A 16,169-nucleotide genomic window follows, 5' to 3' on the forward strand; every position below is an offset into this window, starting at 1 on the left:
CGTGAAAGTCTATTTGGTTGGCGGCGCAGTGCGCGATCAATTGTTGGGTCTGCCTATCACCGAACGGGATTGGGTTGTCGTCGGAAGTCACCCAGAAGAGTTAATTTCTCAGGGATACCAACAGGTTGGCAAGGATTTTCCGGTTTTCCTGCATCCTAAGACCCATGAAGAGTATGCGCTGGCTCGCACCGAAAGAAAATCCGGTCGGGGATATACCGGTTTTAGCTGTTATGCTGCTCCCGATGTGACGCTGGAAGAAGATCTGTTGCGCCGTGATTTAACGATTAACGCCATTGCACAAACACCTGACGGTGAATTAATCGATCCTTATCATGGTGCTAATGATCTCAACAATCGCCTGTTGCGCCATGTCTCCTCTGCGTTTACAGAAGATCCGTTGCGTGTGCTGCGTTTGGCGCGTTTTGCGGCTCGCTTTGCCCATTTAGGCTTTTTCATTGCACCAGAAACGCAATCACTTATTGCAGAAATGGTTGCAAGTGGTGAATTGTCCTCATTGACCCCTGAGCGCGTTTGGCGGGAAACTGAAAAGGCACTCACCTCACCATCACCCCAAGTCTATTTTCAGGTTCTGCGTGATTGCGGGGCATTGGCGGTACTCTTTCCTGAGATCGATAATCTGTTTGGCGCTGCTCTGGTTAAACATGACGCCGGGCTTCATGCACTACAGGTTTTGCAAATATCCACCCAATTGAGTGAAGAGACCGACATTCGTTTTGCCTCACTATGCAGCCACATCGAAATGACATCGCTGAAACAGATGTGCGAACGGCTGCGCATTCCCAACTCAGCGCGCGACTTAGCGATGATCGTGACGCAATACCACGGCTGGGTACATAGCGCAGAACAATTGTCACCAGAAGCCCTGCTGACCCTGTTTAATGCCGTGGATGCCTGGCGCAAGCCACAACGCATTGAACAACTGATTATCTGTAGTGAAGCAGACCATTGTGGGTACGCCGGAAAGGAAACTGCATCTTACCCACAAGCGGGTTATTTACGTGAAGTGTTTGCCATTGCCCGTCAAGTCAGCGTTCAAGACGTCATTGCCCGAGGATTTCAGGGCGCAGAAATTCGCACCGAACTGGAACGCCAACGGCACATGGCCATCGCAGACTGGAAACAATCGTCGGTTGATTAAGTTAATCAATCGATTTAGCGTCCCAAATGATTAATCAAATTGGGACGCTTTTCCATGCAGCCAGCCAATAAAGCGGCCAATTAGCCCGCATTCCGCTCAATGACTACGCCTACGCTTTTAGCGTGTGCGACCGCACCGGGTTTACTGATTTTCACCCTGACCCAAGGTGAATGAAATTGATTTAGCAAAATACCGGCCACTTCTTCGGCAACCCGTTCGACCAGCGCAAAACATTGCCCTGACAGATGATGAATAATCGCTTCACTCACCTTGGCATAATCCAGACAGTGCTCCACATTATCACTGGAAGAAGCGCGTTTGTTGTCCCATCCCATTTCGATATCGAGCACTAATTTCTGCTTAATGGTCTGTTCCCAGTCATAAACACCAATCGTGGTAATCACGGTTAATTCTTCAATAAATACGATATCCATCACGACCTTTTCCCCGTTTTTCGGTTCGCCAGATACCACTTCCGACGAAATATGCGTATTATCCATTGTTAGACTTAAGAAAACGACCCTTATTCATTGGAGATATCTTATGAGTGCAATCGCGCTTGGCATGATCATCTTCGCGTATTTATGTGGCTCTATATCCAGCGCGATATTGATCTGCCGTTTGGCAGGGCTTCCCAACCCCCGTCAGCATGGTTCCGGCAACCCAGGGGCAACGAATGTACTGCGCATCGGCGGTAAGTGGGCTGCATTCGCCGTACTGGTTTGTGATGTTTTAAAAGGGCTGATACCGGTTTGGCTGGCATACAAACTCGACATTTCCCCGTTTTATTTAGGCATTATCGCCATTGCTGCCTGTCTGGGGCACATTTATCCCATCTTCTTCCATTTCAAGGGCGGAAAAGGCGTAGCCACCGCTTTTGGTGCCATTGCCGCCATCGGTTGGGATCTGATGGGGTTAGTCGCCGGGACATGGTTACTCACGGTGCTGTTAAGCGGCTACTCATCATTGGGCGCCATCGTCAGCGCACTTATCGCCCCTTTCTATGTCTGGTGGTTCAAACCTGAATTCACGTTTCCCGTTGCCATGCTGTCATGTCTGGTGCTGGTACGCCATCACGATAATATTCAACGCCTGTGGCGAGGGCAGGAAAGCCGCATCTGGCAGAAATTGAAAAAGAAACAGGAAATGACGGATAAAGAGAAAATTCAAGAAACTAAAGAACAAGAGCAGCAAGACGACTAAACCGGATAGCCGCCAATAAACAGCTCAGCTTTATGCACGCTGTAAAAATGGCGACCGCTCTTAAGGGAATACGCACGAGGGTGCTTGTGCGTATTCCCTATGCGGATAATGGCCCATCTCAAACCGCGTGTTTTGCTATTATTTTTGCAGAGCAGGAAGATCCGCCAGCGGCCAACGGGCTTTCACCGTTACGCCTAATTCACCGGCAGTGCCGCCTTGCAAGCGGATCATGCCGGCCAGTGCGATCATGGCCCCGTTATCAGTACAGAATTCAGGTCGGGCATAGAAGACTTCGCCTCCCTGCTTTTCCATCACTTCCTGCATCTTGCTACGCAAGGTTCGGTTTGCACTCACGCCACCCGCCATCACCAAGCGCTTGAATCCCGTCTGTTCCAACGCTCGCTTACACTTAATCGCCAACGTATCCACCACTGCATCTTCAAATGCGCGGGCAATATCCGCCTTGGTTTGCTCATCCTCAGCGACATCATGACCATGAATATTATTGCGGATCGTATTCGCGGCGAACGTTTTCAGGCCGGAGAAACTGAAATCCAGCCCCGGACGATCGGTCATCGGACGTGGGAAGACAAAACGCCCTGCCTTGCCCTGTTGCGCCATGCGGGAAAGCAATGGCCCGCCCGGATAATCCAAACCAAGCAGTTTGGCTGTCTTGTCAAAAGCCTCACCTGCGGCATCATCAATGGATTCACCCAACAAGGTGTATTCACCAATACCTGTCACGCTAATAAGCTGGGTATGACCGCCTGAAACCAGTAAGGCAACAAAGGGAAACTCAGGGCTGTTTTCTTCCAGCATCGGTGCCAACAAATGGCCTTCCATATGATGCACAGGAATCGCCGGTACACCCCACGCAAATGCCAGTGAACGCCCGATGGTTGCCCCAACCAGCAATGCACCAACCAATCCCGGCCCTGCGGTGTAAGCAACTGCATCAATGTCTTGACTCGTCAGGCCCGCTTCTTGCAAAGACGCCTGAATTAAAGGAACCGTTTTACGAATGTGGTCACGGGACGCCAGTTCAGGCACGACACCGCCATAATCAGCATGCAGCTTGACCTGACTGTACAATTGATTGGCTAGCAGACCGGTTTTGTCATCATAAATTGCGATTCCGGTTTCATCGCAGGACGTTTCTATACCTAAAACTCGCATTGCAATATATTGTCTCGTTGTTTGGTCACTATATCATTCGTATCACTTCCAGCGGGCGTCAGTGTAACACTATCTATGTTCCATTATCTATTTATGAACCGCTATGTTGATGTCCCTTTGCCCGTTTAAATCCCCTGTCGACAATCACTCGCCATATCAACATTCTCACCTTTGAGTCAATTACAGACTGGCTATTTTTTCTGTTTAGTCTATAATCAATCCCCTACTTGAATATCCTGTGTGGTTAATGTTAATAACGCCAATCTCAGATTGCTGATCTTATGTACGAAAAAAGCAGTCTGTAACCCGTGGCGTTATCGGTTTCAATTTTCCTCGGCACTTTACAAAGCCGTGTTCATTGAAGTAAAATTCCGCACCATTTTAAAGACGGCTGGCACTATCGCGCCAGCGACAAACCCGATTTCTATTGAGGTGAGAGGCACATGCCAGTAATTAAAGTACGTGAAAACGAGCCATTTGACGTAGCACTGCGTCGCTTTAAGCGTTCTTGCGAGAAAGCAGGCGTATTAGCAGAAGTTCGTCGTCGTGAGTTCTATGAAAAACCAACGACTGAGCGCAAACGCGCTAAAGCTTCTGCTGTTAAGCGTCATGCTAAGAAGCTGGCTCGTGAAAACGCACGCCGCACTCGTTTGTACTAATCTCTGCGGCCAGTCCGCTTAGTGGTTGTATTAACAAACTACTGCAGTTAAAGGCCGTGCTTTCCCAAAGGAAGCGCGGCTTATTCTCGTTCATCAACAGGCGTAAAAGGGCTTATGGCTGGACGAATTCCACGCGCATTTATCAATGACTTATTAGCAAGAACCGATATCATTGATTTGATCGATGTTAGGGTGCCTTTGAAAAAGAAAGGTAAAAATCATCAAGCGTGCTGTCCTTTTCATAACGAAAAAACCCCTTCATTCACGGTTAATGGCGACAAACAGTTTTACCATTGCTTCGGTTGCGGAGCGCATGGTAATGCCATTGATTTTTTGATGAATTATGACCGATTAGACTTTGTCGAATCCATCGAAGAACTGGCAACCATGCACGGGCTGGAAGTGCCCTACGAAGCAGGCTCCGGTGGCGGTCAAATTGAACGTCACCAAAGGCAAAATCTTTACCAGTTGATGGATAAGCTCAACAGCTTCTATCAGCATTCACTGAATAGCCCCGGCGCGCGATCAGCCCGGCAATATTTGAACCAACGCGGGCTCAGTGAAGAGATCATTCAACGTTTCGCTATCGGCTTCGCCCCAAATGGGTGGAATAATGTCCTGACAACATTTGCCCACAATGAGGAAGAGCAGCAACAGTTAGACGATGCCGGTATGCTGGTCACGAATGATCAAGGCCAGACTTATGACCGTTTCCGTGGGCGGGTGATGTTCCCTATCCGCGATCGTCGTGGTCGCGTGATTGCCTTCGGCGGCAGAGTGCTGGGCGATGCACTGCCCAAGTACCTGAACTCGCCGGAAACAGATATTTTCCATAAGGGCCGCCAGCTATATGGCCTTTATGAAGCCCAACAAAACCATAAATCGTTGACAAGGCTATTGGTGGTTGAAGGTTATATGGATGTGGTTGCGCTGGCCCAATTTGGCATTGACTATGCCGTGGCTTCGCTGGGCACATCCACAACGGCCGAACATGTTCAATTGCTTTTCAGGACAACCGATAATGTTATCTGTTGTTACGACGGCGACCGTGCGGGTCGTGATGCTGCATGGCGGACATTGGAGACCGCGCTGCCTTATCTGAATGATGGCCGGCAATTACGTTTTATGTTCTTGCCGGATGGCGAAGATCCTGATTCACTGGTTCGCAAAGAAGGGCGGGAAGCATTCGAGCAGCGGATGGAAAAGGCATTAACCTTATCTGCATTTTTGTTCGAGTCACTATTGCCACAGGTTGATTTAAGTAACCCGGAAGGAACGACTAAGCTCAGTTCGCTGGCCATGCCGCTAATCAGTAAAATCCCAGGGGAAACACTGCGACTTTACCTGCTGCAAGAGCTTGGAAACTTGTTAGGTACGCCTGATACGACACAATTGGAACGATTTCTGGCAAAACTTGTCAAAAAAGATACCAATACTTATCAGGCGCTAAAACTGAAACCAACAACAATGCGCATATTGATCGCATTGCTGGTGCAGAACCCGCATTTAGCGACACTAGTTCCCCCATTACAGGGAATGTTTTCTACCCAGATAGCAGGATTGCCATTATTCATAGAGCTTGTCGACACGTGCCTTGCTCAACCGGGTCTAACCACAGGGCAACTGTTGGAGCAATACCGCGATAATAAATATGCGAAACAGCTTGAAAAACTCGCTGCCTGGAACGATATACAGATAGAAGAGATTGCTGAAAAAACTTTTGGCGATGCACTTAACCATCTTTTCGCGTCAGCACTTGATGAACGTTTTAATTTTCTGATGGCCAAAGAGAGAACGGAAGGCCTGACACCAGAAGAACGTAAAGAAGTCTGGCTGATTTCTGAATCCAGCGCGAGGAAATAAGAATCTGTTTCAGCAAGGCTATATTACTTCAAGATGATATGAGTTTGTTGAAAACAACGCGCGATAAAAATATAGCTTGGTGAAACAGGTTCTAAACCAAAACCTAAAATCACAGATACAGAATTCACGGCTTAACTGCCGCATTATGTAGGGTGGATACCCCTACAATTGCCGCAATTGAGGGCAGCGGCAATACAATGAAAACGCCCCTAAATACTATTGTTGGCATATTTGTTTCGCCGACCGACACCAACCAATACTCTGAAGTGTGGATACCGTCTTATGGAGCAAAACCCGCAGTCACAGCTAAAGCTACTTGTCACCCGAGGTAAGGAGCAAGGCTATCTGACCTATGCTGAGGTCAATGACCATCTGCCGGAAGATATCGTCGATTCTGATCAGATAGAAGATATCATCCAAATGATCAATGACATGGGCATCCAGGTGATGGAAGAAGCACCTGATGCCGATGATCTCATGTTGGCAGAAAACACAAACGACACAGATGAAGACGCTGCGGAAGCGGCTGCACAAGTGTTATCGAGTGTCGAGTCAGAAATCGGCCGTACCACCGATCCGGTTCGCATGTACATGCGTGAAATGGGTACGGTTGAGCTTTTGACTCGCGAAGGTGAGATTGACATTGCAAAGCGCATTGAAGATGGCATCAACCAAGTGCAGTGCTCCGTTGCTGAATACCCTGAAGCGATTACTTACCTGCTGGAACAGTTCGACCGTGTTGAATCTGGCGAGAGCCGCCTGTCCGATTTGATCACGGGTTTCGTTGATCCTAACGCAGAAGAAGATCTGACACCTTCAGCCACACACGTTGGCTCAGAACTTCCTCAGGAAGAGCTTGATGACGAAGATGACGAGGATGAAGAGAGTGAAGATGATTCTGACAGCGAAGATGATAACAGCATCGATCCAGAACTCGCTCGCCAGAAATTTTGCGAACTGCGTGAACAATATGAACTGACTCGTCAGGCGATCAAGGCTTATGGTCGCAGCCATTCCAATACCGCGGCAGAAATATTGACTTTATCTGAAGTATTCAAACAGTTCCGTCTGGTACCAAAACAGTTTGATCATCTGGTCAACAACATGCGTTCCATGATGGATCGCGTCCGTCTTCAAGAGCGTCAAATCATGAAGATGTGTGTTGAGCAGTGCAAGATGCCGAAGAAAAACTTCATCACGCTATTTTCTGGCAATGAAACCACCGACACTTGGTTCACCGCGGCAAAAGCCATGAACAAGCCGTGGTCTGACAAATTGCTGGAAGTTGAAGAAGAAGTGATGCGTAGCCTGCAAAAGTTACGCCAGATTGAAGAAGAAACCGGCCTGACCATTGAACAGGTCAAAGATATCAACCGTCGCATGTCAATCGGTGAAGCGAAAGCCCGCCGTGCGAAAAAAGAGATGGTTGAAGCCAACCTGCGTCTGGTTATTTCGATTGCGAAGAAATATACCAACCGTGGCCTGCAATTCTTGGATTTGATTCAGGAAGGTAATATCGGTTTGATGAAAGCGGTTGATAAATTTGAATACCGTCGTGGTTACAAATTCTCAACTTACGCGACATGGTGGATCCGTCAGGCAATCACACGTTCTATCGCGGATCAGGCACGTACCATTCGTATTCCGGTACACATGATTGAAACCATCAACAAACTCAACCGTATTTCCCGCCAGATGTTGCAGGAAATGGGGCGTGAGCCTTCACCGGAAGAGCTGGCAGAGCGCATGTTGATGCCGGAAGACAAGATCCGCAAGGTACTGAAAATTGCCAAAGAGCCAATCTCCATGGAAACCCCTGTGGGTGATGATGAAGATTCACATCTGGGCGATTTCATCGAGGATACCACGCTTGAACTGCCGCTGGATTCAGCAACGTCAGAAAGCCTGCGTTCAGCAACCCACGATGTGCTGGCGGGTCTGACCGCACGTGAAGCGAAAGTTCTGCGTATGCGTTTTGGTATCGATATGAACACTGACCATACGCTGGAAGAAGTGGGTAAACAATTTGACGTCACCCGCGAGCGTATTCGCCAGATCGAAGCAAAAGCACTACGTAAACTGCGCCATCCAAGCCGTTCCGAAGTATTGCGCAGCTTCCTTGATGACTAATCAACGAATTTGCTGATAAATCTGAAAAGCGTCTGTTTCGGCAGGCGCTTTTTTTATTATTGGCGGATAAATGATTGATATTCAAACAATGGTTCAAACCCAATGCGCCGATACAATCCATCACCCTCGCTGGAAGCATCCAAATAGCACGCCGTTGCACCCTGCTGCTTGGCTTCATTCAACACATCATTGATCAAAGCCGCCGCATATCCCCTTCTCTGTTTTTCCACCACCGTACTGATCTCATCAAGGCGAACAATATTATCTAATCTTGATAAGGTTAAAGCACAGACTGGCTGGCTATCGACATACAAAGCATAATGTTGCAGATTTTTTCCTGCATCCAAAGCCGCCTGATGACATTTTTGGTATTGCCCGGAAATAGCATCACCGGTCTCAAATGCACTTTCTATCGGGATTGCCCAATGATCTAAGCCGTGGTCAACACGTCGAATTTCGTATTTCAGGGCGGGTACCGCGTTCATTTGCCAATTCACCAAATCAAGCTGCATAGCCGTAGTGATGCTATCAGCATCAAACGTAAACCCAGCCTGCTGGATCACCGCCAAAATTTGGCTATTGGGTTCTACGGTGACAATCGAAAAAGGGACATAGGTTTTCTCATCCAGCAATCGAATTCCTGTTTGTAGATCCTCTGCTGTTTGCTCATCAATATCAGTCACCAATAAAAAGTTCAATGATTGCGTTTCAACGCCTGTTACATAAGCCCGAACACTTTGACTGATATGCCAAGACATTTGGCTAATCGATGAGAAAAAGTGATCCTCTATTTGGTGATGGGCATAAACAGCGGCTGATAAAGGGGATTTTTTCATATTGATTTACCAAAATTTTTTATAAAAAACACAAAACTATGCTGACAAGATTATATTGGCCAAATTATGGACAAAGCACAGTAAATAATCAGAAATATTTATTATAAAAGCAGCCCACATCACTAAAAAAGGGTTCAGATGACTTCCTACAGGCTAAAAAGCGTTAAAAGAGACTCATTATTGTATATAAAACACGCATATAAATTTGGGGGGCTAGACCTAAGACCAAACTGTACCGTATAATCTCCCCCACTTCACTGGCCCCTTAGCTCAGTGGTTAGAGCAGGCGACTCATAATCGCTTGGTCGCTGGTTCAAGTCCAGCAGGGGCCACCAAATTTTAGCCGTAAAATCAGTATATTAGGCCACTTTTAGACAAGTGGCTTTTTTGTTTTTATAGATCAGTGGCGATAAAATGGCGATAGAATTTTTTAGCATTCTCTATCCCATTTTTTACCGGATGTTTTTCATTCAATTAAACCAAGCAAAAAAAACTTTTTCGGTCAGTGAAAAGATGCTTATTGATTCTGTTGATTTCAGTTTCCTGATGACCACAAAACCGCACCATTGCTGCATTTCGAAATTCTCCTTAACCTTTCCTCGTGATCTTAATTCTCACGTAAAATAGGATTTTCCCTTTAATATCAATGCAATGATACTTTCCCCGCGATCCGTTTTTGATCCAAAAACTGTAATTTCCTGAAAATCTTTTCACCCGTTTCATTTTGCGACTCCTCCCACACCGCCAGTGCTGGCGCGGTCTGGCGGTTCGTCTTGTAAGATTTTAAAACTGAAAACATTTTTTGATCCAAAACGTGCAGGCGGGTGCGGTGTAGTCCGTTTTACGTCGGGTTTACTTTTATTTCGTGGGGATTGCGCAGCCTGAGCGCGACGCAGGGACGCGATCCAAATTAACCACGGCTGGGCAACGAGTGAGACAGTGAACGGCGTGGCGTGCGGCGGGCTGCGCTTTATGAGGAGGGTAAAAACATAAACAAAAAGACTACACCAAAGAGGGGTAGCCTTTTGATCTAACGATAAGCACTATCAGTCAGGTTAAGCAGCCGTTAGGATTAATTCATAACCTAAACTTGATAGCGCCTTTTCTATTGTGTCAATCTTTGTCGCGTGATACACATCCAGCAATTGCTTGACGTTCTGCTTTTGAATGCCAACACGGCGCCCCAGTTCCGAACGGCTGACGCCTGACCTTACCATTGCATTAAGCAAAAGTATTTTAGCTGCAACGCTGGCCGGAATATCAATATAGTGTTCTGTTACCGTATGACCTGGTAACGGAATTTCTTTATCCTCATCATCAAAGTACATGGAAAAAGCAGTGAGTAACGCATCATAGGCCATCGCTTTTGCGTCGGCCAAATCATCGCCGCACGTTAGTGCTTCGGGTATATCAGGGAACGAGACAAACAAGTTCGTTCCGTCTTCTTCGATATTGACTGGATATCGCATAATCATATAGTGATGAGAGTTAGCCCAAGAACCAGCCCCTTAAGGGGCTGGTTAGTTATTTGAGTTTTAACTGTTTAAGGATACCTAACCTTAATTTTTCGTTAATCTCTTTGCTCGGATGTCTTGGCATTGCACTTCTCGCGTCTCCATATAAGAGTATCAAGTGATTCTTTCCATTCTTGATTTTCACCCCTTGAGACTCAAGCCACCGCCTGAACTCACTCTGCTTCACTCATCCTCCATTCTGTTTAACATGGTAAAATAGTAATATTTTTTTATTACCTTGTCAATGCATTTGTAATATTTTTTTATTACCCCAGAAAAACAAAAACCCCGCCGAAGCAGGGTTAATTTGGTAAAACAGAAAATCAATTGGTGAGGTTGATTTTCTGTTTTGACTTTGACGAGATGGATGGTTATCCATACGGTGACTAAGGAGGAGCAACCTAAGTCACAGCGCGATAACTTCCTAGCCATCAGATGAAAGCGTTTATTGATATCTACTATTCTAATACTCACACATAAAATATCAACCTATGCTATGGCGTAAAAAATCTCATACAAAGGGATGATACTCACCCAATCACAGGCGAATACTTCTGTTTAAGCCCATCCGATTTATGCGCCGTGTTGCGTATTGCGCTGGCGTTCTCCGGGGTGCCGGTGTTGTGATGGGTATGGGCGGCGGTCAGTTCGGCCAGTTCCCTGACTACATCCAACGTATCTAACATCAGGGTCATCACGTTAAGTTGCTGGCTGCCTACCCAGACCACCGGCGCGACAATCTCTTGCTTGGCTCCGGCGATGCTCTGGCGGATCAGGCCGATTTTTTCTATCAGCTTTTGGCCGACTTCAATATCCGCGACCTTTCCCACGCTGGCGACAAGATTTGATGAGGTCGCCATGCAGTAATCACCGTCTGCAATCTGCTGAACTGCACCCGCCAGTAAGGTCGATGTGCCCAACACCGTGGTCTTGTCCGTGGCCTGTAGCGTGGTTTCCCGTGCCACGAGGGTGCGGGTTTCCGTGTCGGCCTTGACAATGCGGTGCATGGAGGACTCGTTAATGGTCTGGTCAGTTTGCCGTATCCAACTGCCCTCCTGCGTCACTCTTTGCGACACTTCCGCCCGCTGCTGCTGCAACTGTTCACCCGGCTTGATATCGGGCAGGGTGTTGCCCTGGCTCAGGGTCTGGCGGATAAAGGGCTTGTCCGGGCGGCCGCCCTCAAAAGCAATTTCTACCATTGTGCCGATAGGCGGATACTGGAACATGCCCGATTCGCCGCCCGCCATTGGCAACGGCAGCGGGACAGCCTGATAAACCGGGGCGGCAGCATCCTGACCGTTATCATCCAGCAATTGCACATCAACCGCATAGCGCGGCCGGAAGGGATCGGAAATATCGCCGCTGGCCGTGTTTTCGGTGTGCGCCTCAATACGGGCGAATTTCGGCAAATGCAGCCCGGCCGATAATTCGGGGTAAGCCGCATCAATCTGGCGCTGGGCGGGCGTTTTACTCTCCGGTTGGCCTTTGGGCTGCCATGTGAGGGTCATGTTTTCATTGTTCAGGTTGACCTTGGTCAGCCGTTGCTGATTGACCACGACACCAGGGCGCAGCGATTGGATCATCGGGAGGGTCATGGCATTGCCTGCGGACTGGCTCTTGCTGAATTCATTGGGAATATCGACGGGCTTCCCGGCAAACAGCGAATGCGCCCAACTGCCCAGATACACCGAACCATCTGGCAGTTGTTGCCAGATATAATCTTCAATGGCGAAGACCTGCCCCAAGTTCGCCAGCAACTGATAGCCCGTGCCGTTATGGGTGTAGTGCGGGATCGGTTTATCAGTATAGGGTGCCTGCGGCAAGATAAAGGTCAGCCCGCTGTGCGCCTGCAAGTAGTCCACAATCTGGCGCAGGGTCGGATGCTGAAACGAGCACGGCCAAGGACGATCAAACACCCCGGCCAGCTCACGCACAAATAAGCGCTGGTAGCCGTTCTGGGCAGGCTGCGAACGCTCCACATAGCCCGTAAACCAGCGCAGCACCAAATCGGTGTAACCCACATCCAACCGGACGAGTTTTCCGGTGTAATCGGTGGCCGTCTCGGCCGTGATAAAGCCCCGGCCACAGGCTGACAGTTCCAGCATCAGATTGGCGTCAACCAGATGCACTTCATCCCCGGAGAGATAAAGCCGGTTAATCGGTTTCATTAGCTGCCCCTATTTTGTCATTAATCGGTTTCAGCACTTTTCGTTCAAACCAGCTTAACTGTTCCGGCTCTTCCTTGGCGGCACTGCCGCCCTGTCCGGTCTGCTTTTTGGCCGGAATATTGCCGGCCGCACGGGCATCGCGTTTCTCCGACACCGATAAATGTTCCCGTAAGGTAAAAGTGACCTGCCATGCCTGCTTGCCGTCCACCTTGCTGGCATCAATCGTGCCCGTGAACGTGCCAATGCGAAAATTAATGGCCTGCGCAGTCAGGTTGGCAACCCGGTAGCGTTTCAGGTTGCCGTTTTCCTTGGCTTCGGCCAGCGCAAACAGGCGCGACAAGGTTTTCTGTTCAGTAAAGGGAATCACGCCCGTGATGCGCAGTTCTTTCGGCTTAATGCCCTGTTCCGCTACAGCGGTGCTGGATGACTGCCCGCTTTGGTCTTGATCCTGAAACATCACCGAAGGGGTGACGGTCAGGCTTTTTAAGGGGATGGCCTCGCCGTCAAGGGCGAGGGTGATAATTTGGCTCATGCGATAGCATCCTTTCTAATGCGCTGATGTTGTCTCCGGCAAACAGGGTTGCCAGTGTATACACGGCGTCCGGTTCCGGTATTTCCTTGCGCAGCTTCTCGGCCAACAGCGCACCGTGGCCTGTTCCGCTAAATGCCCAAACGGGGGCGGTGTTGCCCATTGCGCCACTCAGGGCATCACTGACTTGCTGCAAGGCGTTTTGTCTGGCCGTGGTAAATCCGCTTAACTGTGCTTTTAATCCGGCAAGGCTGCTGCCCGCGCTGGCCTGTGCTTTGGCCTGTTCAATCAGTTGGGCATTGGCGGCCAAGCGGCTACTTGCGGTTGACAATGGTTGTGGCAGTGGCAACCCGCCGCCCTGTTTGCCCGGCAATTGCATTTTGCTGATGCTCAGGCGTTCGGCGGTTTTTGCCATGCGCGTGACTTGGGAAAAGACCGGCAACGGCAACACGGATGAAAATTGCGTTAAGTGCTGCATAAATTCAGCGTGGGTCTTGGCACAGACCATTAACACAAGGGCATTCAGGTGACCTGCGCCTGTCAGCTTATTTGACAGGTAATGAATGGCGTTGGCCGGGCTTAAGTAGCTGCCACTGTCGGCCTGCTGCCCGACACCGTAAATAAACGGGTGTACGGGCACGATGCTGGCAGACAGCCCCGACAGCGCCGGGGACAATTGCAGGGTTTTACGTTGCCAGTGCATTATTCGGGTTGCTCCGGCCAATCGATATCAGGGGCGGTCGAGCAATCCACTCGGTTGAGTAATACCCTATAGCGTCGCCATTCGTTTAAAACAACTTTTTCCGAAACTGTAGCGATATTCAAGTCAACTGCATCCTGACAAATACCAATTTTTTCATTAGCAACGCGCAACAATTGCCTTTTTTCCTGTTCTGCCTGGCTCTGCAATTCCTCCGGTGTCGGCGGTGGAATATCTCCCCATGCAGGTAATCCGCCATAACCAGCAATGCGCAGTTTCCCTATGGGTGGCTCATTGCCTGCAAATTCGTTGAAAACAGCCTGATTAACCACTATCCCATCATCCGGCCATGACCCTGCGTTAATGTAATCTGATTTCCAATCAACCGGGTAGAATGCGTTAGTTTTTGCACTATAGATATAATTCATGTTAATACCCCACTGCGAACCAGTTGCATTGGATACCATTTTCCGCCGTAATGGCAGTAAACCCCGTTGTGGTGCGGTCGCGTGCCTGCACATTGTTTATACTGGGATTATTGGCAGAATCTGATATTGTCATCTGCACATTGACACATTCCGTTGGAAACATTGCGGGGAACTGTATCGGATACGTCCCCGGATACGTCATATTGATTGTCCCCCACTGTAAGATCATACCTGTGTCAACGTTTTTCCAGTGTCCAGTAGTTGATTTAACCAATATATCTGTTGGGATGGTTTCAACGGTAGCCAATAATTTCCCATTTAACGATACTGACCCGTTTCCCACTTCTAAATGTGTACTCGTTTTCACATTAGTTAATGACACATGATTGGATTCGGCACCGCAGCCCAACAGATAACGAGCGTCTCCGCTGGCATCAGTTCCATAAATGTAGTTTGCAGCACCGGGCGTCGCATTTCTCAATTCAATAACTTTATTGTCTGAAATAATTGTACCCCCAAATGCAGATACCGCATTCACATCGCCAGCATTCAAAAAAACATCATATCGCATTGATTTTCCGTTTATTTTCCGAGTAACTGGCACTCGCCCGTTAGCGTTGTCGTTAACTATTTTTACCGTTGCAATTTCCTCGCCGTCGATAAACGCGCGTTTATCACCGATCTCCAGATCAGTTTGCGTCTGGTTATTAGTTAACGACACAGTGTTTTTTCCTGAACCACAACCTAGCAGATAGCGTGCATTTCCGCGGGCGTCAGTTCCATAAATATAGTTTGCAGCGTTCGGCGTCGCGTTTCTCAATTCGATTATTTTGTTATCTGAAATGATCACCCCTCCGAACACAGAAACAGCATTTATATCATTCGCATTCAAATTGACGTCAGATGATAGCGATTTTCCGTTAATTTTTCGGGTATTGAGGTCTGCAATAGCACGATCACTCAATGCGCCTTTAGGACGCAAATCAATCACATTCCCGTTACCATCAATACTCGCAATCGCAAACACATAATGCGGATACCCCGCCGCATCCACATAATTTTTCAGGTCATTCGCAACGGTAATTTTAACAACCGTCTTCCACTGGCTCACCAGATTGCCCTGATAGCTAAAATCGGCATACACACGGGTATTGCGCATCGTGTTTAACGTTTGGTCATGTTCCAATACCCCGCGCAGCCCGCCGACATAGGCCAACCCTTTTTTCACCGTGTACTGATCACCGTTGCGGATCACCGCAAAGCCATCGCCGAAAAAAGCCGCCTCGCCGTAGCTGTCGGTATTGATCAGGCGCTGCATTTCATCCATACCGGACAAACGCGCGGTAAAATCAATCTGCCATGTTTCGGCTGTCGTGGTGATGGCCGTCTCTTTGGCCGCGCCGTCAAACTCCAGCAAGAAAGAACGGGTTAAGACGTTGCCCTGCAAGCCGTTGGCGGTCTTGATTTTCTTCTGGGCTGGCGCATGGGTGATCATGCCAATCACGCCCGACGCCTTATTCAGCAAGCCAATCCAGTTAAAATCAAAGTTACCCACTTCGGTGCCCAATGTGACGCTGTAAGCCACGGCGTTCTCACTGGCAAGCCCGGTTTTATTCACCGCCTGACGGTGTACGATATATTGCGCGGCAGGCAGTTGCTCACTGCGGCTAATATCCTGAGACGGATCTAAACCCGGCACATTAGCAAAAATAAACTCGTCCAGTATTACTGCGTTTCCGGCAGCGACTTGTTGCGCTTTCCATTTTTCAAAGTCCAAGGTAATCACTGAGGACATGTTCTATTT

General features: G+C 48.5%; 15 protein-coding genes and 1 tRNA gene. 6 read left to right on the plus strand and 10 right to left on the minus strand.

Features of this window, described 5'->3' with window-relative positions; translation table 11 throughout:
• The first annotated feature begins 1 nt into the window (after position 1).
• Positions 2-1,159: a multifunctional CCA addition/repair protein gene (locus XDD1_RS15745; protein WP_045972656.1), complete on the plus strand. Its 1,158-nt coding sequence runs from the start codon at positions 2-4 to the stop codon at positions 1,157-1,159.
• Positions 1,160-1,239: 80 nt separating this feature from the next.
• On the opposite strand, the gene folB is transcribed toward XDD1_RS15745, so the two are convergent.
• The gene (gene folB, locus XDD1_RS15750) at positions 1,240-1,593 is read right to left on the minus strand and encodes a bifunctional dihydroneopterin aldolase/7,8-dihydroneopterin epimerase (protein WP_045973723.1); all 354 of its coding nucleotides are present in this window, start codon (positions 1,591-1,593) and stop codon (positions 1,240-1,242) included.
• A 109-nt stretch (positions 1,594-1,702) separates the two neighbouring features.
• Between folB and plsY the strand changes: the two genes are divergently transcribed.
• Entirely contained in the window at positions 1,703-2,362 is a 660-nt protein-coding gene (plsY, locus tag XDD1_RS15755) for a glycerol-3-phosphate 1-O-acyltransferase PlsY (protein ID WP_045972658.1), read from the plus strand.
• A 138-nt stretch (positions 2,363-2,500) separates the two neighbouring features.
• Here plsY and tsaD read toward each other — a convergent pair whose 3' ends face one another.
• Positions 2,501-3,538 (minus strand): tRNA (adenosine(37)-N6)-threonylcarbamoyltransferase complex transferase subunit TsaD, encoded by a 1,038-nt coding sequence (gene tsaD, locus XDD1_RS15760; protein ID WP_045972661.1) that lies wholly within the window; start codon positions 3,536-3,538, stop codon positions 2,501-2,503.
• Between the two features lie 443 nt (positions 3,539-3,981).
• Here tsaD and rpsU point away from each other — a divergent pair, with 443 nt between their 5' ends.
• The 3 genes from rpsU (at position 3,982) to rpoD (ending at position 8,190) form a co-directional block, all read left to right on the plus strand.
• The gene (gene rpsU, locus XDD1_RS15770) at positions 3,982-4,197 is read left to right on the plus strand and encodes a 30S ribosomal protein S21 (RefSeq protein WP_001144069.1); all 216 of its coding nucleotides are present in this window, start codon (positions 3,982-3,984) and stop codon (positions 4,195-4,197) included.
• A gap of 114 nt (positions 4,198-4,311) precedes the next feature.
• Positions 4,312-6,060 (plus strand): DNA primase, encoded by a 1,749-nt coding sequence (gene dnaG / locus XDD1_RS15775; protein WP_045972665.1) that lies wholly within the window; start codon positions 4,312-4,314, stop codon positions 6,058-6,060.
• Positions 6,061-6,342: 282 nt separating this feature from the next.
• Entirely contained in the window at positions 6,343-8,190 is a 1,848-nt protein-coding gene (gene rpoD, locus XDD1_RS15780; RefSeq protein ID WP_045972667.1) for an RNA polymerase sigma factor RpoD, read from the plus strand.
• A 56-nt stretch (positions 8,191-8,246) separates the two neighbouring features.
• Here rpoD and XDD1_RS15785 read toward each other — a convergent pair whose 3' ends face one another.
• A complete protein-coding gene (locus tag XDD1_RS15785) occupies positions 8,247-9,026 on the minus strand; it encodes a GNAT family N-acetyltransferase (protein ID WP_045972669.1) in 780 nt (259 codons plus the stop codon).
• A gap of 259 nt (positions 9,027-9,285) precedes the next feature.
• Between XDD1_RS15785 and XDD1_RS15790 the strand changes: the two genes are divergently transcribed.
• A tRNA-Ile gene (locus tag XDD1_RS15790) sits at positions 9,286-9,361 on the plus strand.
• A gap of 720 nt (positions 9,362-10,081) precedes the next feature.
• On the opposite strand, the gene XDD1_RS15795 is transcribed toward XDD1_RS15790, so the two are convergent.
• The 7 genes from XDD1_RS15795 to XDD1_RS18515 all read right to left on the minus strand — a co-directional run bounded on the left by XDD1_RS15795 (position 10,082) and on the right by XDD1_RS18515 (position 16,160).
• Complete coding sequence (locus tag XDD1_RS15795) at positions 10,082-10,495, minus strand: type II toxin-antitoxin system HicB family antitoxin (protein ID WP_038268972.1); 414 nt, start codon at positions 10,493-10,495, stop codon at positions 10,082-10,084.
• Between the two features lie 55 nt (positions 10,496-10,550).
• A complete protein-coding gene (locus XDD1_RS19690; RefSeq protein WP_038268917.1) occupies positions 10,551-10,727 on the minus strand; it encodes a type II toxin-antitoxin system HicA family toxin in 177 nt (58 codons plus the stop codon).
• Between the two features lie 343 nt (positions 10,728-11,070).
• Positions 11,071-12,708: a hypothetical protein gene (locus XDD1_RS15805; RefSeq protein WP_045972671.1), complete on the minus strand. Its 1,638-nt coding sequence runs from the start codon at positions 12,706-12,708 to the stop codon at positions 11,071-11,073.
• Positions 12,695-13,240 (minus strand): baseplate complex protein, encoded by a 546-nt coding sequence (locus XDD1_RS15810; RefSeq protein ID WP_045972673.1) that lies wholly within the window; start codon positions 13,238-13,240, stop codon positions 12,695-12,697. Before XDD1_RS15810 ends, XDD1_RS15805 begins: the two co-directional genes overlap by 14 nt.
• Positions 13,212-13,940 (minus strand): hypothetical protein, encoded by a 729-nt coding sequence (locus XDD1_RS15815; RefSeq protein WP_045971827.1) that lies wholly within the window; start codon positions 13,938-13,940, stop codon positions 13,212-13,214. Before XDD1_RS15815 ends, XDD1_RS15810 begins: the two co-directional genes overlap by 29 nt.
• Positions 13,940-14,365 (minus strand): tail fiber assembly protein, encoded by a 426-nt coding sequence (locus XDD1_RS15820; RefSeq protein ID WP_045972675.1) that lies wholly within the window; start codon positions 14,363-14,365, stop codon positions 13,940-13,942. Before XDD1_RS15820 ends, XDD1_RS15815 begins: the two co-directional genes overlap by 1 nt.
• A gap of 1 nt (position 14,366) precedes the next feature.
• Complete coding sequence (locus XDD1_RS18515) at positions 14,367-16,160, minus strand: phage tail-collar fiber domain-containing protein (RefSeq protein ID WP_052705731.1); 1,794 nt, start codon at positions 16,158-16,160, stop codon at positions 14,367-14,369.
• Positions 16,161-16,169: the final 9 nt, after the last annotated feature.

This window comes from Xenorhabdus doucetiae, from assembly GCF_000968195.1.
Classification (GTDB): Bacteria; Pseudomonadota; Gammaproteobacteria; order Enterobacterales; family Enterobacteriaceae; genus Xenorhabdus; species Xenorhabdus doucetiae.